This is a genomic window from Nonomuraea sp. NPDC049028, from assembly GCF_043197735.1.
GTDB lineage: Bacteria > Actinomycetota > Actinomycetes > Streptosporangiales > Streptosporangiaceae > Nonomuraea.
Window position 1 is genome coordinate 318,076 of sequence record NZ_JBICTR010000004.1, and the last position, 13,704, is coordinate 331,779.

At 66.9% G+C, this 13,704-nt stretch carries 16 protein-coding genes; 7 read left to right on the forward strand and 9 right to left on the reverse strand.

Going from position 1 to position 13,704, the window contains the following annotated elements; all coding sequences use genetic code 11:
- Positions 1-182: 182 nt before the first annotated feature.
- Positions 183-803 carry a TetR/AcrR family transcriptional regulator gene (locus ACGFJ2_RS17080; RefSeq protein ID WP_357952410.1) on the reverse strand — a complete coding sequence of 207 codons (621 nt, stop codon included), beginning with the start codon at positions 801-803 and terminating at the stop codon, positions 183-185.
- A gap of 224 nt (positions 804-1,027) precedes the next feature.
- Here ACGFJ2_RS17080 and ACGFJ2_RS17085 point away from each other — a divergent pair, with 224 nt between their 5' ends.
- Entirely contained in the window at positions 1,028-1,324 is a 297-nt protein-coding gene (locus ACGFJ2_RS17085; protein WP_393469067.1) for a DUF3817 domain-containing protein, read from the forward strand.
- 83 nt (positions 1,325-1,407) lie between these two features.
- Here the strand turns inward: ACGFJ2_RS17085 and ACGFJ2_RS17090 are convergent, their stop codons facing one another.
- Both ACGFJ2_RS17090 and ACGFJ2_RS17095 read right to left on the reverse strand, forming a co-directional pair.
- The gene (locus ACGFJ2_RS17090; protein WP_393469070.1) at positions 1,408-2,907 is read right to left on the reverse strand and encodes a serine/threonine-protein kinase; all 1,500 of its coding nucleotides are present in this window, start codon (positions 2,905-2,907) and stop codon (positions 1,408-1,410) included.
- A gap of 151 nt (positions 2,908-3,058) precedes the next feature.
- A complete protein-coding gene (locus ACGFJ2_RS17095) occupies positions 3,059-3,436 on the reverse strand; it encodes a PPOX class F420-dependent oxidoreductase (protein WP_393469073.1) in 378 nt (125 codons plus the stop codon).
- A 101-nt stretch (positions 3,437-3,537) separates the two neighbouring features.
- Between ACGFJ2_RS17095 and ACGFJ2_RS17100 the strand changes: the two genes are divergently transcribed.
- On the forward strand, positions 3,538-3,990 hold the full coding sequence (locus ACGFJ2_RS17100) for a helix-turn-helix domain-containing protein (protein ID WP_357952405.1): 453 nt from the start codon (positions 3,538-3,540) through the stop codon (positions 3,988-3,990).
- A gap of 26 nt (positions 3,991-4,016) precedes the next feature.
- Here ACGFJ2_RS17100 and ACGFJ2_RS17105 read toward each other — a convergent pair whose 3' ends face one another.
- On the reverse strand, positions 4,017-5,156 hold the full coding sequence (locus ACGFJ2_RS17105) for a D-2-hydroxyacid dehydrogenase (protein WP_393469076.1): 1,140 nt from the start codon (positions 5,154-5,156) through the stop codon (positions 4,017-4,019).
- Positions 5,120-6,190, reverse strand: coding sequence for a FadR/GntR family transcriptional regulator (locus tag ACGFJ2_RS17110; protein ID WP_393469078.1), 1,071 nt, complete (start codon positions 6,188-6,190; stop codon positions 5,120-5,122). Before ACGFJ2_RS17110 ends, ACGFJ2_RS17105 begins: the two co-directional genes overlap by 37 nt.
- Here ACGFJ2_RS17110 and ACGFJ2_RS17115 point away from each other — a divergent pair.
- The 4 genes from ACGFJ2_RS17115 to ACGFJ2_RS17130 all read left to right on the forward strand — a co-directional run bounded on the left by ACGFJ2_RS17115 (position 6,177) and on the right by ACGFJ2_RS17130 (position 10,712).
- Entirely contained in the window at positions 6,177-7,259 is a 1,083-nt protein-coding gene (locus ACGFJ2_RS17115) for an ABC transporter substrate-binding protein (protein WP_393469081.1), read from the forward strand. The two genes, ACGFJ2_RS17110 and ACGFJ2_RS17115, sit on opposite strands and share 14 nt — an antisense overlap.
- Positions 7,260-7,351: 92 nt before the next feature.
- The gene (locus tag ACGFJ2_RS17120) at positions 7,352-8,188 is read left to right on the forward strand and encodes a carbohydrate ABC transporter permease (RefSeq protein WP_393469084.1); all 837 of its coding nucleotides are present in this window, start codon (positions 7,352-7,354) and stop codon (positions 8,186-8,188) included.
- Positions 8,185-9,048 carry a carbohydrate ABC transporter permease gene (locus ACGFJ2_RS17125; RefSeq protein ID WP_393469087.1) on the forward strand — a complete coding sequence of 288 codons (864 nt, stop codon included), beginning with the start codon at positions 8,185-8,187 and terminating at the stop codon, positions 9,046-9,048. The genes ACGFJ2_RS17120 and ACGFJ2_RS17125 overlap by 4 nt, the downstream gene beginning before the upstream one ends.
- Positions 9,045-10,712, forward strand: a complete 1,668-nt coding sequence (locus ACGFJ2_RS17130) for an alpha-amylase family glycosyl hydrolase (protein ID WP_393469090.1) — start codon at positions 9,045-9,047, stop codon at positions 10,710-10,712. Before ACGFJ2_RS17125 ends, ACGFJ2_RS17130 begins: the two co-directional genes overlap by 4 nt.
- Here the strand turns inward: ACGFJ2_RS17130 and ACGFJ2_RS17135 are convergent.
- From ACGFJ2_RS17135 to ACGFJ2_RS17145, 3 genes are all read right to left on the reverse strand, one after another.
- On the reverse strand, positions 10,645-10,914 hold the full coding sequence (locus ACGFJ2_RS17135) for a hypothetical protein (RefSeq protein ID WP_393469092.1): 270 nt from the start codon (positions 10,912-10,914) through the stop codon (positions 10,645-10,647). The genes ACGFJ2_RS17130 and ACGFJ2_RS17135 overlap by 68 nt on opposite strands.
- Before the next feature lie 323 nt (positions 10,915-11,237).
- Positions 11,238-11,384, reverse strand: a complete 147-nt coding sequence (locus ACGFJ2_RS17140) for a hypothetical protein (protein ID WP_393469095.1) — start codon at positions 11,382-11,384, stop codon at positions 11,238-11,240.
- Between the two features lie 179 nt (positions 11,385-11,563).
- Positions 11,564-12,001, reverse strand: coding sequence for a MarR family winged helix-turn-helix transcriptional regulator (locus ACGFJ2_RS17145; RefSeq protein ID WP_363991835.1), 438 nt, complete (start codon positions 11,999-12,001; stop codon positions 11,564-11,566).
- Positions 12,002-12,226: 225 nt separating this feature from the next.
- Between ACGFJ2_RS17145 and ACGFJ2_RS17150 the strand changes: the two genes are divergently transcribed.
- Positions 12,227-13,294 (forward strand): glycerophosphodiester phosphodiesterase family protein, encoded by a 1,068-nt coding sequence (locus ACGFJ2_RS17150; protein WP_393469098.1) that lies wholly within the window; start codon positions 12,227-12,229, stop codon positions 13,292-13,294.
- Positions 13,295-13,347: 53 nt separating this feature from the next.
- On the opposite strand, the gene ACGFJ2_RS17155 is transcribed toward ACGFJ2_RS17150, so the two are convergent.
- A complete protein-coding gene (locus ACGFJ2_RS17155) occupies positions 13,348-13,650 on the reverse strand; it encodes a hypothetical protein (protein WP_393469101.1) in 303 nt (100 codons plus the stop codon).
- Positions 13,651-13,704: the final 54 nt, after the last annotated feature.

Sequence of the window (13,704 nt, forward strand, 5' to 3'; positions counted from 1 at the left end):
GCCATGTGTGTGCTCCTTCCGGGAGGCCGCGTCAGGGCCGTATCCGTGAGCCGATCAAGCCGTTGGCGCGCTGATCCGCACGCTAATACAGACGAACTTGGTCTGTAAATAGCCGCTCAACAAGTGACCAATCACGAACAGGCCAGACACCCCAGGACGGTCAGACGCTCTGGGATGGCCGGTCAGACGTCTTGGACTGCTGACCGGTAGCCGACGGCCGACAGCACGAAGTCGACGGTCTCCTCGGCGAACTTCTCCTTGCGCTTGATCAGCGCGGGCATCTGGCTGGCCGGTGTCGACAGAACGTGGTTGGTCAGAATGCCCGCGACCGCGTCCAGCACCCGAGCCGGGGACGTCCCCGCCGGAAGTTCGCCCCGGTCGATGCCGCTCACCACGATGGCGCGGCCCTCCTTGATGCGCTCTCGCTGGAGCCGCTCCAGCGCATGACCGAACAGCTCCGGATAGACCTTGGCCTCGATCTGCGCCCGCAGGATGACCAGGCCCCGTCGATCGAAGTAGCCGTTGAGGATGTTCACCGCCATGACGACCAGGTCCTCCCGCAGCAGCCCCGACCGCTTCGGGGCATTCGGGCCAGGGTCGGGGTGCATGGCCGTCAACGCGTCGACGATCAGCTTCTCCTTGCTGCCCCACCTGCTGTAGAGGGCCGCCTTCCCCACTCGCGCCCGCCGCGCCACCACGTCCAGGCTGAACCCCGCCCAGCCCACCTCGCCGTACAGGTCGAGCGCCGCGGCATGGACCCGCGCTTCGAGGTCCGGGTCCGGCGGGCGACCTCGTCCACTCATGGACTCAGTGTGCCAGACGATCATGCACCCCAGAACGACCCCCCGACGGCCGCACGCTCCCCGACCACGGCCCGCACCACACACGGCGCCATCCGCGCCCGACCCGCACCACACGCGACGGCCCGCCGGAACGCGCCGGTCGAGAGCGCGCACAGGGGCACCCCACTCCCGCCATCCTCTACAGCCTGTAGAGTATCCGCGATATTCGGGCGAAAGGGTGGAAAATGCTGGGTTGGTTCCGGGTCGTGGCGGTGGCCGAGGCATGCTCGTGGGCAGGGCTGCTGGTCGGGATGTTCTTCAAGTACGTGACCGCGACCGGCGAACTCGGTGTGAAGGTGTTCGGGCCGATCCACGGAGCGCTGTTCGTGCTGTACGTGATCGGAGTCCTGCTCTCGGCGCGCGAGGCGGGCTGGAGCCGGGGCGCGGTGGTGCTGGGCCTGGCGTGCGCGGTCCCGCCGTTCTGCTCCCTGTGGTTCGAACGGCGGATGGCGGCGCGCGCGGCGGCCGACCAGCCCGCCTGAGGGAAGCCACCGCGGGTGCCGTTCGCGCCGACAGCGGTCACGTTCGGCGCGCGTGCGCCGCGCCGAACGCCGGCCGGGCCGGGCTACAACGCCTGGACCAGGGCCACGATCACCGAGGTCAGCGCGATCGGCCCCATCACGGCCACCGACACCACGGTCGCACTGCGGCCGGGCAGGAAGCGGGCGAGGATGTCCGAGGCGGCCCACCGCACCGTCCCCGAGCCGGGCAGCACGAACAGCCCCAGCGTGAACGCGCCGGCGGCCAAGGACTCCGCGTGTCCCACGCTCAACCGGCCGGCCATGTGCAGGAAAGTCGCGGCGGCGATGCCGAACGCCAGCGACAGGAGCATGTGACCCCCCGCCACGAGCGCCTCCCTGGAAAACGTCCGCTCGTTCTCGCCCAAGAAGTATTCGGCCACGCGCAGCGCAAGCGTGAGCGCCGCCGCCAGCAGCCCCATGGCGACCGGCATGACGACGGTCAACGCCATCAGCGTCACGACCGCGAGCACCCCGACGAACCCGCTACCGGCCAAGAACCGCTGGAGGTCGAAGGGCTCCTTGGGAGCCGGGGCCGGGCGGCGCTCCTCCGGCTGATCGGTGTGGACGGTCGGCGCCGGGGCGGGTACGTACGGCGGCTGCTCCTGGCGCCTCGCGGCGTAGTCGACCGGCGGGAGCAGGTCGGAGACGGCGTCCATGGTGAGCGTGCTGTCTCCGCGCCCCTTGGCCTCACCCAGGCGGGCCGCCGGCGGACGATCTCGGTGCCATTCGGCCTGAGCCGGGCGGCCCGCCGGATCGAGCGCCCTGGCCATCCGCAGCAGCTCCCGCGCGCTGGGCCGGGCCGCCGGATCGACCTGCAGCGCCCGGCCGAGCCAGTCCCGCAGCCACACCGGTGCCTTGTCGAGCTGCACCCGCCCTTCCATGGTGTTGAAGCAGACCGTCTCGAACGCCCCCGTCCCGAACGGCGGCAGCCCTGTGGCGGCGAAGAACACCGTCGAGGCGAGCGCGTGCACATCGGCCGCCTGGGTGATCTGCGAGTCGCGGATGATCTCCGGCGCCAGATAGCCCGGCGTCCCCACGAACATGCCCGTCAGCGTGAGCCGGGTCGCGTTCACCAGATGCGCGATGCCGAAGTCGATGACCAGCGGCTCGCCGCCGACCAGCATGACGTTGGACGGTTTGAGGTCCCGATGGATCACACCGGCCGCGTGCACGTCCACCAGCGCCTGGCACAGCCCCTGGGCGAGCCTGATGACCTCGCGCGCCTCCATCGGACCCTGGGACAGCACGGTGTCCTCCAGCGTGCGGCCCGCGGCGAAACGGGTCACCACATATGGCCGGCCGCCCGTCAGCTCGGCGTCGATCACCTCGGCGACGTACGGGCTGCGCACCCGCCGCATGGTCTCCACCTCGCGGACCAGCCGGTCACGGGCCTTGAGGTCGGCGGCCACGTGCTGGTGCAGCACCTTGATCGCGACTTTGCGGCCCGCGCCGTCGAGACCGAGGTGGACGACCCCCATGCCGCCCTCACCGATCTTCTCGATCATCCGATAAGGGCCGAGCTGCTCCTGAGCCTGAGTGCCCATTCCCGACGTCATCCTCCGTGATCCCCCCGGCACGCCGCGCATCCATATGCCCTGGCTCGGACATTCTGCCTCAGCGATTTCCCCGAGATGCACAGTAAGCGAAGATCGATGCTCCTCTGCCCCAAGCGACTTCTCCGCGCGACAGAGCGCCTCAGCCCATGGTCTGCCGATCGGGTTCGATGAGCGCGACGACTCGCTCCACATCGCGCGTGTAGGGGCCGCCGATGTACTTCGTCGAGATCCGGTCGACGATCTCCCAGGCGGCGTCGCCCTCGATCCACTCGACGACCCTGCCGCGGACGATGACCGGCTGGAACGGGTTGTCGGGCGGCGTCAGGGAGAGCGCGACCCGGGGATCGCGCCGCAGGTTGCGGGCCTTCTGGGAGTCCGGGCCTGTCATGATCGCGACTTGCTCGCCGTACGTGCCGACCCAGACCGGAACGGAGTGAGGGGCACCGTCAGGGAGGACGGTGGCGAGGTGGGCGAGCGAGGTGCCGTCGAGCACGTGGCGTACGTCGGGCTTGAGCATGGTGACCATCTCCTAGCGGCGGCCTTTGGGTTCCTTGAAGAGACTCCATGACCGTAACACTCGAAGTTCCCTAAGGGAACCCCAATTGCTAGACTCCACTCATGCAACGCACGAACTTCAGGGAGATGGCCTGCTCCATCGCACGCACCCTCGACGTGATCGGGGAGCCGTGGTCGCCGTTGATCCTGCGTGACGTGTGGGCCGGGGTGAGCAGGTTCGACCAGATCCAGGCCGACCTCGGGATCTCCCGCAAGGTGCTGACCGAGCGGCTCAACCACCTCGTCGACCAGGGCGTGCTGGAGCGCCACGCCTACGACATGCGACCGCGCTATGAGTATCACCTGACGGCGAAGGGCAGCGAGCTCGTCGACCTGCTCATGGTCATGGCCGGCTGGGGGGACAGGTGGCTCGCGGGTGAGGCCGGCCCGCCGGTGCTCTACCGCCATCACGCGTGCGGTGAGATCAGCAGCGTCGACCTGCGCTGCGCCCACTGCGGCGAGCCGATGCACGCGGGTGACGTCGACCTGCTGCCCGGCCCCGGCGCGGCCGGGTGACCGACTTCTTCCAGGAACCCGGCAGGTCAGTAGAACTCGACCGTGTCGACGACGTTCACGAGCGGATGCCCGTCGAGCAGCCGCGTGGCATTGTCGGCGAACAGCTCGACGACGGCCGCCTCCTCGTCCACGGCGAGGGCCGCGGTATGCGGGCTGATCAGGACGTTCGGCATGGTCCAGAGCGAGCTCTCGGCGGGCAGCGGCTCGACCTCGAACACATCGAGGGCGGCGAAACCGATCCGCCCGTCCTCCAGCGCCGCGATGAGCGCCGATTCGTCGACCACGGTGCCTCGGCCCACATTCACAAATGTGGCACCGGGTTTGACTCGGGCCAGTAGTCGTTCGCCGACGAGTCCTTTTGTCAGATCGGTGCCCGGCAGCGCGCACACGATCGCATCCATGTCTCCGATGACATCAGTCAATTCATCGACGTTCACAAATCTGTCGACATCGGGGTGCTCGGCATCGGCGCGCCGCGAGGTGGCCGTAACGCTCATGCCCAGCGCCGAGAGAGATCGAGCAACGGCCCGGCCGATTCCGCCGAAGCCAAGAATCAGCACCTTTTGCCGGGAGATCTGCCGCGACATCCACCGCTCGCTCCAGCGACGCTGGCTTTTCAATTGCAGCAGCCGGGGAAGGTCCTTGGCACCACTGAGAATACCCAGCACCACGAACTCCGACAGCGGCGATCCATGCACGCCGGCGGAGGTGGTGAAGGTGACTCTCTCGAGGTGTGACGGGCTCAGCCCGGCCCTCCCGACCTGCTGACCGCCGCCGGCCGACGTCGCGTGCACCCAGCGAAGACGTGGGTTCGACCGCACCGCACGGCCCAGCGCCGCGGCATCGACGTCAGGGATCCCGAGCAGCGCGTCGGCTGAATCGAGGAGGGCTTCGAATTCCGCCTGCTGTTCGGGGGTCCGCCGAAATTCGGGGTCGCCGGAGAAATCCGCCCTGTGCCGTATGGGGGGAAGAAGGGAAAGATCATTGAGCAGCGTCACGCGGGGTTCGCGCTCTATGATGCGCTGGTAGGACTCCTCGTGCAGAGGATTGGCAACAACTACTCGAAGGCGTTTCTGGCCGGGCAAAAGTCGTTCCTCGTTCAGTTTTTCGTCATCACTAAATGCGCCTGTCAGCTCTCGACGAAGAGCCGTTGCGCACGCTTCCAAGCCTCTACGGAAGTCGCCATGTGCACCTTCATCGCATGCCGCGCCTGATCAGGGTCGCGTTGCTCGATCGCGCGCAGAATCTCCGTGTGCTCCTCCAGCGCCAGTGAGATCGCGCCAGGAAGACGATCAGTAAGCTGACGCGCGTTCAGGAGCAGGTCACCCACGCCTTCGAGCACGTTGCGGAACGCCACGTTGTGACTGGCGACCGCCAGCGCCGCGTGAAAGGCGACATCGGCGCGGTAGGCACCGTGGCCGTCCCGGTGGGCGCGCTCGTAGTCCTGCAGGGCGAGGCCGATCGCTTCAAGGTCGGCGGGCGTCGCCTCGGTCGCCGCACGCTCGGCGATCGCCGTCTCCAGAACGCGCCGCAGTTCATAGATGTCCCCAACGGCCTCCCCCGCCAGTAATGCCGAGATGGCCGCGGACTCGACGGCCTCGTCCACCGGTACGGAGGTCACCCTCGCCCCGACGCGTGGGCGGACATCGAGGTACCCCATGGTCACGAGCGACTGAACCGCCTCCCGGACGGTGTTGCGGCCAACCCCGTAAGCCGCCATGAGCTCCTTCTCGTTCGGCACCTTCGAGCCCGGTGGCAGCTGACCGCTCTTGATCTTGAACAGGAGATCGTCGGCGATCGAGGCCGACAGGTTCCTCCTGGTCGCCTTGACATGAGGTTCGATCATGTGCTCTACTCCATTCATCCTACAAATGGGATTAATCGGAATACTAGCGAGATTCCGACATATCAGCAAATCCCCGCTGACTTGATTTGTGGCGCTCCGACGACACACCTCACAAGCAACCAGAGAAAGCACAATGATGTTGACAGGTGAACGACGTCTGTTCCGTGCCGTTTCGGTGATCGGGGCGGTCTCAGCGCTGGCCGTAGCGCTCACAGCGTGTTCCGACTCCCAGAAGTCGGAGACCACCAGTGCGCCGCTCGATTCCGCGCAGGCCAAGTCGGCGAAGGGAAATATCTCGGTCTGCGGGCCAACGGACTCGTCGGGCGTCTGGAAGGCGACGATGGCGGCCTTCAATAAGGAGCACCCGGAGGCATCGGCCAATTACGTGGAGCTGGGAGCGTCGGCCGACGACCAGCTTCAGCAGATCACGCAGCGAATGCAGACGAAGTCCACCCAGTGCGATGTCGTCCGGCTGGATGTCGTTTGGACGGCACAGCTGGCCGCTCAGGGATGGCTCGCGGACATGAGCAACGTCATCAAGTCCAAGCTGGACAAGCTCATCCCCTCCACGGCCGGCACCCTGCTCTACAAGGACAAATACTGGGGCGTCCCGTTCTATTCGAATACGGGCCTGCTCTTTTACCGCACCGACCAGGTCAAGCCTCCGAAGACCTGGCAGGAGCTCTACTCCTACGGTGAGGCGGACCCCAAGAAGGGATTCCTCTACCAGGCGTCGCAGAGCGAGTCGCTCACCGTCAGCTTCCTTGAGCAGCTGTACAGCGCGGGCGGCGAGGTGCTGAACGACAAGGGCGAGGTCGCCATCAACTCGCCGAAGACGGTCGAGGTGCTGACGTTCATGCAGAACGGCATCACCAAGGGCGCCGCGCCGAAGACCGTGCTGACGTACGACGAGGACGCCACCCGCCTCGCGTTCGAAGGCGGCGCCGGGGCGACGATGCGTAACTACCCCTACGCCTATGCCGCCGGTCAGAAGTCGGCGATCGCCGGCAAGTTCGCCGTGATGCCGCTGCCCGCATGGCAGACGGCGGGCGAGGGCGTCGGCGTGCTCGGCGGCAGCAACGTCGCCGTCAGCGCGTTCTCCAAGAACCAGGCGGGCGCTCTCGCGATGATCGACTTCATGACCAGCGACAACTGGCAGGAGCAGATCGCCGTCAAGAACTCGCTCGCTCCCGCCGTCGCGGCGGCCTACACCTCCGAGCCCGTCAAGAAGGCTCTGCCGTTCTCGGACGTACTGCTGAAGGCGCTGACGAACGCGAAGTCCCGGCCGGTGTCGCCCGTCTACCCGCAGATCTCGCAGGCGATCTACCAGACTGTGGGCAAGGTGCTCTCCGGAGAGCTGGCTCCGCAGCAGGGAGCCTCCCAGATGGCAGACAAGGTCGCCAGCGCACTGAAGACGTTCTGATAGCGATGCTGTTCTCCCGATCCTCGAGGCACCTCTCCGAATCGAACGAGAGGCGCCTCGCAGGCCGTATGGTCGCGCCCGCCCTCATCCTCATGGCCGGCGTCGCCGGCTACCCCGTCCTCTACGCGATCTGGCTTTCGCTGCACCAGTACAGCGTCATCACCCCCGGGCTCTCCCGGTCCGTCGGCCTCGGAAACTACATAGCGCAGCTCACCTCGCCGGTGTGGTGGAAAGCCGTCGGCAACACCTTCCTTTTCACCCTCATCTCGGTTCCGCTTGAGCTGGCCATCGGCATCGGAATGGCGCTCATGCTGAACGTCGCGTTTCGGTTCAGGACGCTGCTGCGCAGCATCGTGTTGCTGCCGTACGCGATTCTGACCGTCGTGAGCGCCATTACCTGGCGGACCATCTTCGACCCGGACCTGGGTCTCGTGTCCACCTTGCTCAGCTCCCTCGGTGCCACCGACTCCGGCGTGGTCTGGCTGGGTCAGAGCGGATACGCGATGGCGGTGGTGATCCTGGCGGACGTCTGGAAGACGGCGCCCTTCGTCGCGCTCCTCGTGCTCGCCGGGCTCCAGGTCATTCCCGCGGATCTGCGCGAGGCCTCGCAGATCGACGGCGCCGGCGCTTTCCGGCACTTCCTGAGCATCACGCTGCCCCTGCTCTGGCCGGCGATCGCATTGGCGATGATTTTCCGGACGCTCGACGCGCTGCGCGTTTTCGACCTGCCGTTCGTGCTGACGCGTGGCGCGTACGGCACGGAGACGATGTCCGTCCTGGCCTATCAGACCTTGCGCGGCAACCAGCTGATCGGCGAAGGATCCGCGGTGTCGATCCTCACCTTCGCCATCGTCATGCTCGTGTCCTTCATCTATATCCGCTTCGCCGGCGGCAACATCCGTTCGGTCGCCAAGGGAGGCTCGCGATGACCAAGGCGAACCCCGGCCGGCGGCGGCCACGACGGCGCGGCGCGGAGCACAACCCGCTGTTCTGGTGTGCCGTCATCGTCGTCATGGTCTTCTCGCTCGTGCCGCTCTATTGGCTCATCAACACCTCGTTGAAGTCAGGGCCCGATCTCTCCACGGCGAGTCTCACCCCGCCGCACCCCACTCTCGGGAATTACCTGGCGATCCTCGGCGACAGCCATTTCCTGGGCGCCCTGGTCAATTCCGTCATCGTGGCATCGACGACGACCATCCTCGCGCTCGCCGTCGCGTCGTTCGCCGCGTATCCCCTTGCCCGGCTCAGGATGCGCGGCAAGTTCCTCATCCTGAGCATCGTGCTCTCAGTGACGACTTTCCCAGGCATCGCGATCGCCGCGCCGATGTTCTCCCTGTGGAACGATCTGGGGCTCTACAACACGCTCGTCGGGCTGATCATCCCCTATCTGACGTTCACGTTGCCGCTGTCGATCTACACCCTCGTGTCCTTCTTCAAAGAGATCCCCGTGGAGCTCGAAGAGGCGGCCTACATCGACGGCACCTCCCCTTTCCAGGCGTACTACAAGGTCATCCTGCCGCTCGCCGCCCCCGGCATCGCCACCGTGGGAATCCTCGCCTTCATCTTCGCCTGGAACGAGTTCCTGCTCGCGGCCACGCTGACCTACAGCCCCGAGGCGCGTACGGTTCCGGTCGCCATCGCGTTCTTCACGGGCGCGAGCGAGTACGAGCAGCCGCTCGGCACGATCAGCGCCGCGTCCGTGATCATCTCCATCCCGCTCGTCCTCCTGGTGCTGGTCTTCCAGAAGAAGATCGTCTCCGGCCTCACCGCGGGGGCGGTGAAGGGATGACCACCCAGGAACCAGGACAGTGGTGGCGCGAAGGAGCCTTCTACCAGGTGTACGTGCCGTCGTTCCAGGATGGCGACGGCGACGGGTTCGGCGATCTGCGGGGCGTGGAGCAGCGCCTCGACTACATCGCGGCACTCGGCGTGACCGCGATCTGGCTGAGCCCGATCTACGCTTCGCCGCTGCTGGACTTCGGCTACGATGTGTCCGGATACACGGAGGTCGGGGCGGTGTTCGGCGATCTGGCGACCTTCGAGCGGGTCGTTCGGGGGGCGCACGAGCGAGGGCTGCGTGTCGTACTCGACTACGTGCCCCAGCACACCTCCAGCGAGCATCCATGGTTCCGTGACGCCCTGTCGAGTCGCGACAGCGCGCACCGGGACTGGTATCTCTGGCACGACCCGAAGCCGGACGGCGGCCCGCCCAACAACTGGGCCTCCGCGTTCGGCGGCTCCTCCTGGACCTTCCACGAGCCGACCGGACAGTACTACTACCACGCGCATCTGCCGGAGCAACCGAGCCTGAACTGGCGCAACCCGGACGTCAAACAAGCGATGTTCGACGTGATGAGGTTCTGGCTCGACCGTGGGGTCGACGGGTTCCGCGTGGACGCGGTGTGGCGGCTCATCAAGGACGCGCTGCTTCGCGACAATCCGATGGATGACGGCGGCGAGTCGTTCGAGATCGGCGGCGCGGCGGCCCATACGACGGTGCGGCAGATTCAGAAGTACACCGCCGACCAACCCGAACTCCCGGGCCTCCTCACGGCGATGCACGCGGTCACCGAGGACTATGCCGACCGGATGCTGATGGGTGAGCTCCATCTCAAACTCGAACGCGTCGCCGCGCTCGGGTCGCGAGGACTGGACATCGCGATGAACTTCTCCCTCATCGACACCCCCTGGAACGGCGTCGACCTGGCAGAGCTCATTCAGCGCTATTACGCCGCGCTCCCGGCCGGCTCACACCCCAACTGGGTGCTGAGCAATCACGACCGCTCTCGTCTGGCCAGTCGAATCGGAAGGAAACGCGTACCCGGCGCACTGACCCTGCTGCTCACCCTCAAGGGAACGCCGACGCTCTATTACGGCGACGAACTCGGCCTCCCCGATTCCCCCGTCGACAGCGAGCACGCCCGCGACTGCGCCGAACTACGCGCGCCCGGTCTCGGCCTCGGCCGTGACCCGCAGCGGATGCCCATGCCGTGGCAAGAAAAGCCGGCGCACGCCGGATTCGGTCCCGATGACGTCGAGACTTGGCTGCCCATACCTTCGTGGGCGGGAGAGTTCAGCGTCGAGAGCCAGGAATTCGACCCCGGCTCGGTCCTCTCCCTCGTCAAAGAACTCCTGTCGCTCCGGAAAGAGCTGGCCGTACTGCGCGAAGGCAGTATCACCGTGTTGTCCGCCCACCCGGACCATCTCGTCTATCGCCGGGGTGACGGCGAAGACGCGGTTCTCATCGCGGTGAATCTTTCCGACCGTGACCAGAGAATCGCGTTTCCTGGATCCACGAGCACGCTTTGGTCCTCGCACGCGACCGTCGACGAGCGAGACCAGCCGACCGACGCGGTCACCCTCGCGCCTTTCGAGGCACGGCTCCTTACCGGGTCTCAGGGGAATGGTTTCGCATCCGCCGTACAACGAGCAGTCCACCGACGCCCGGAATGACGGCGCGCCAGCGGACGCCCGACGGGAGGGCGGCCGGGGCCAGCAGAGCGGTCACGACGATCACGAGGTAGGCCGTGCCGTGGAGCGGGCCGACCAGCGTCGCGACCGCCGGCGTGTGCGTGGTGAGCAGGTTGCCCAGCAGGATCACCAGCGAGACCAGCTCCACGGCCGCGGCGAGCCGCAACGTACGCAGGAGGGTCATGCGGCTGTGGCCAAGCCGGGGCGGACGATCATCAGCACGACGACGGTCGCCCACAGCAGGTTTTGACGTGCTCCTCGCCCTGGAGAGGCGAGGATTCCCGTGCTGCTTACGCAGCAGTCCATGCCGCATAAGCAGCACGAACTGTGGAACAGGATGCTTGACGCTTCACCGACCCGCCTACCGGCAAGTCTCCACGTCCTGTCACCGCCCGCCCGGCGGCCTCGTCGAACCGATGAATCCAGAAAGTGATCTCACGGCCAACTTGGTTATCGCTTGCCAGTTCGATCACGGAAACCTTACCGTAAGCGATTGAGACGTCGCAATCAGTTCCGATCACTGCGTCGGCGCGTCACCGATAGCCGAACCCACAGCAACGGGTGCGTAGCGGGAAACAGGCTGGCCGCGATGGCCGATCCGCCGACGAACACAATGCCGGCGAGTACGTGTATCGACAGCAACAGACCTTCCATGGACGCTCCCTCATAGCCTTCAGGTAGCCTGAAGGCTAGCACGAAAGCTTCAGGCAGACTGAAGGCTGTTTGGGCGGCCTGTGCTACAAAGCCGCGCGAACAGTCAGCGCACGAACAGTCAGTCAGTGGCGCTCGAAGGAGTTAGCGGGCCCCGAAGCTGTTAGCGACCCTCGGTGCGGTCAGCGGGCCTCGAAGGCGGCGCGGACGGCGTCGGCGATCTGCCGCTGGATCGGGTCGGACTCGGGGCCGAACAGGTGCTCATCGACTCCGGCCACCGCCTCTTTGGCCGCCTCGAGGAGGCGCGCACCGTCAGGCGTGAGCTCGATCGTCGAGGCGGAGCCGGCGCGGGCGACACTGTCACTCACGAGCCCAGCGGCGGCGAGCGCCTTCACCGCGCTGTGGGCGCTCTGCACCGTGGTCCCCGACATCCGCGCCAGATCGCTGAACGACACTCCGGGCACACCGGCGATGTGACCCAGCAGCCCGAGCTTGCTGACCGTGAGGTCGAGCGCGGCCAGAGCGGCGTTGAGCTCGGCCTCGATCCGGCGCGCCAGAGTCAGCAGCACGACGGAGACACTGGTCACGGGCGGACCGGGACGGCCGTTCTCGGTGGTCATCCCTCCAGTTTCCCGCACCCTGGAAGGCCGCACCGACACAGTAGGGCTCGCGCCGGCTGACGATCGTGTCCACGCTGAGCCGGCGGGAGTCGTCGGCCAAGCTTCGTCGGGCGTTCCCCCTGCCGTCACAGATGATCGGCAGCCTGGTGCGCGGCAGGAGAGGCGCCCGTCTTGGACGGGACGTACGTCCTCTCGCGTTCGACCGCAGGAACAGGACGACTGACGATGATCGGATTGCGTGCCGCCGCGGCGGCCGTCGCTCTCACCCTGGCCGCCGCGGCCTGTCCCGGACCGGCCGCCGCCGATCCCGGGCTCGACCGGCACGGCCGCCGTACGTTCGACCTCCAAGCCCACCGGGGCGGCCTGGGCCTGGTGGTGGAGAGCACGCTCGCGTCCTTCGCCAACGGGCTGCAGGTCGGCGTGAGCACGCTCGAACTGGACATCCAAATCACCGAGGACGGCAAGGCAGTCGTCACGCACGACCGGCGGGTGGACGCCCGCAAGTGCCAGGACACCGGCCCGGTCACTCCCGGCGATCCGGAGTACCCGTACGTCGGCAAGTACCTGAACACGCTCACTTTCGCCCAGGTGCAGACCCTGGACTGCGGGTCCCGGACGCTACCGGACTTCCCCGGGCAACGGCCGTCGCCGGGTGCTCGCATGCCGCTGCTGAGCCAGGTGTTCGACCTGGTCAAGCGTTACCGTGCGAACGACGTGAAGCTGAACGTGGAGACCAAGGTGGAGGCCGGCGCGCCGAGCGAGACCGCGCCCCGCGAGCAGTTCGTACGGGTGGCGGTCGAGGAGATCCGGCGCGCCCACATGCTGCGGCAGGTGACGATCCAGAGCTTCGACTGGGGTTCGCTCATGCTGATGCGCCGGGTCGAGCCACGCCTTCCCCTGGTGGCGTTGACGAACATCGACTTCCTGCAGACCGGCAAGCCCGGCGCCTCCCCGTGGCTGGGCGGGATCGACATCGACGACTTCGGCGGCGACCCGCTCAGGGCCGTCAAGTCGTTCGGCGCCGGCGCGTTCTCGCCCGTGCACGGCAGCCCGCAGAACGGCAAGGTGACCGATCCCGGCTACCAGGCCTACGTCACCCGGGCGATGGTCGACCAGGCGCACCGCCTCGGCCTCAAGGTGATCCCGTGGACGATCGACGACGAGGCCACCATCAACAAGCTCATCGACGACGGGGTCGACGGCATCATCACCGACTACCCCGACCGCCTGCGCACCGTGCTGGAGACGCGCGGCTTCACACTGCCGCGGCAATACGCCGAGCCACGCGCCTGACCGTGCTCATCGCGGTCATGACGAGGAGTATGTGCCCCGCGCGCCACCTTCCGTCAGTCCTCGCCGTGATAGGCGCGCAGTTCGCGGCGCGCCTGGCGACGGCTACGGCGACGTCCTTCGCGCCGGAAGAAGTACCACTCCCGGCCGCCGTCGCCACCACCGCAGTCGAACCAGTAGTGATCGCTGGCCCGCCAGTAACAGCCGCTTGTACGGTGGCTCAGGGACGCGCTGACGGCGGTGATCTCGTCGGGGAGCGTGCATGGCCCGAACCGGTGATCGTGGATGGGCAGACAGGTCACCATCGGCTCGTCGGCGATCCGCACCCACCAGGGCCGGGTCTTGTCGGTCTTGCTCATACGGTCACCTTTCGGCTCCGTGACACCCCGGGATGGGGCTGTCATAAGACCGGA

What these genes read in the sequence shown, in the direction of transcription:
- ACGFJ2_RS17135 (WP_393469092.1), bottom strand. Translation starts at nt 10,914, where the DNA reads ATGACCCTCCTGCGTACGTTGCGGCTCGCCGCGGCCGTGGAGCTGGTC.
- ACGFJ2_RS17115 (WP_393469081.1), top strand. Translation starts at nt 6,177, where the DNA reads ATGGCGGCCTTCAATAAGGAGCACCCGGAGGCATCGGCCAATTACGTG.
- ACGFJ2_RS17100 (WP_357952405.1), top strand. Translation starts at nt 3,538, where the DNA reads ATGCAACGCACGAACTTCAGGGAGATGGCCTGCTCCATCGCACGCACC.
- ACGFJ2_RS17085 (WP_393469067.1), top strand. Translation starts at nt 1,028, where the DNA reads ATGCTGGGTTGGTTCCGGGTCGTGGCGGTGGCCGAGGCATGCTCGTGG.
- ACGFJ2_RS17095 (WP_393469073.1), bottom strand. Translation starts at nt 3,436, where the DNA reads ATGCTCAAGCCCGACGTACGCCACGTGCTCGACGGCACCTCGCTCGCC.
- ACGFJ2_RS17140 (WP_393469095.1), bottom strand. Translation starts at nt 11,384, where the DNA reads ATGGAAGGTCTGTTGCTGTCGATACACGTACTCGCCGGCATTGTGTTC.
- ACGFJ2_RS17090 (WP_393469070.1), bottom strand. Translation starts at nt 2,907, where the DNA reads ATGGGCACTCAGGCTCAGGAGCAGCTCGGCCCTTATCGGATGATCGAG.
- ACGFJ2_RS17145 (WP_363991835.1), bottom strand. Translation starts at nt 12,001, where the DNA reads ATGACCACCGAGAACGGCCGTCCCGGTCCGCCCGTGACCAGTGTCTCC.
- ACGFJ2_RS17120 (WP_393469084.1), top strand. Translation starts at nt 7,352, where the DNA reads ATGGCCGGCGTCGCCGGCTACCCCGTCCTCTACGCGATCTGGCTTTCG.
- ACGFJ2_RS17130 (WP_393469090.1), top strand. Translation starts at nt 9,045, where the DNA reads ATGACCACCCAGGAACCAGGACAGTGGTGGCGCGAAGGAGCCTTCTAC.
- ACGFJ2_RS17125 (WP_393469087.1), top strand. Translation starts at nt 8,185, where the DNA reads ATGACCAAGGCGAACCCCGGCCGGCGGCGGCCACGACGGCGCGGCGCG.
- ACGFJ2_RS17080 (WP_357952410.1), bottom strand. Translation starts at nt 803, where the DNA reads ATGAGTGGACGAGGTCGCCCGCCGGACCCGGACCTCGAAGCGCGGGTC.
- ACGFJ2_RS17155 (WP_393469101.1), bottom strand. Translation starts at nt 13,650, where the DNA reads ATGAGCAAGACCGACAAGACCCGGCCCTGGTGGGTGCGGATCGCCGAC.
- ACGFJ2_RS17150 (WP_393469098.1), top strand. Translation starts at nt 12,227, where the DNA reads ATGATCGGATTGCGTGCCGCCGCGGCGGCCGTCGCTCTCACCCTGGCC.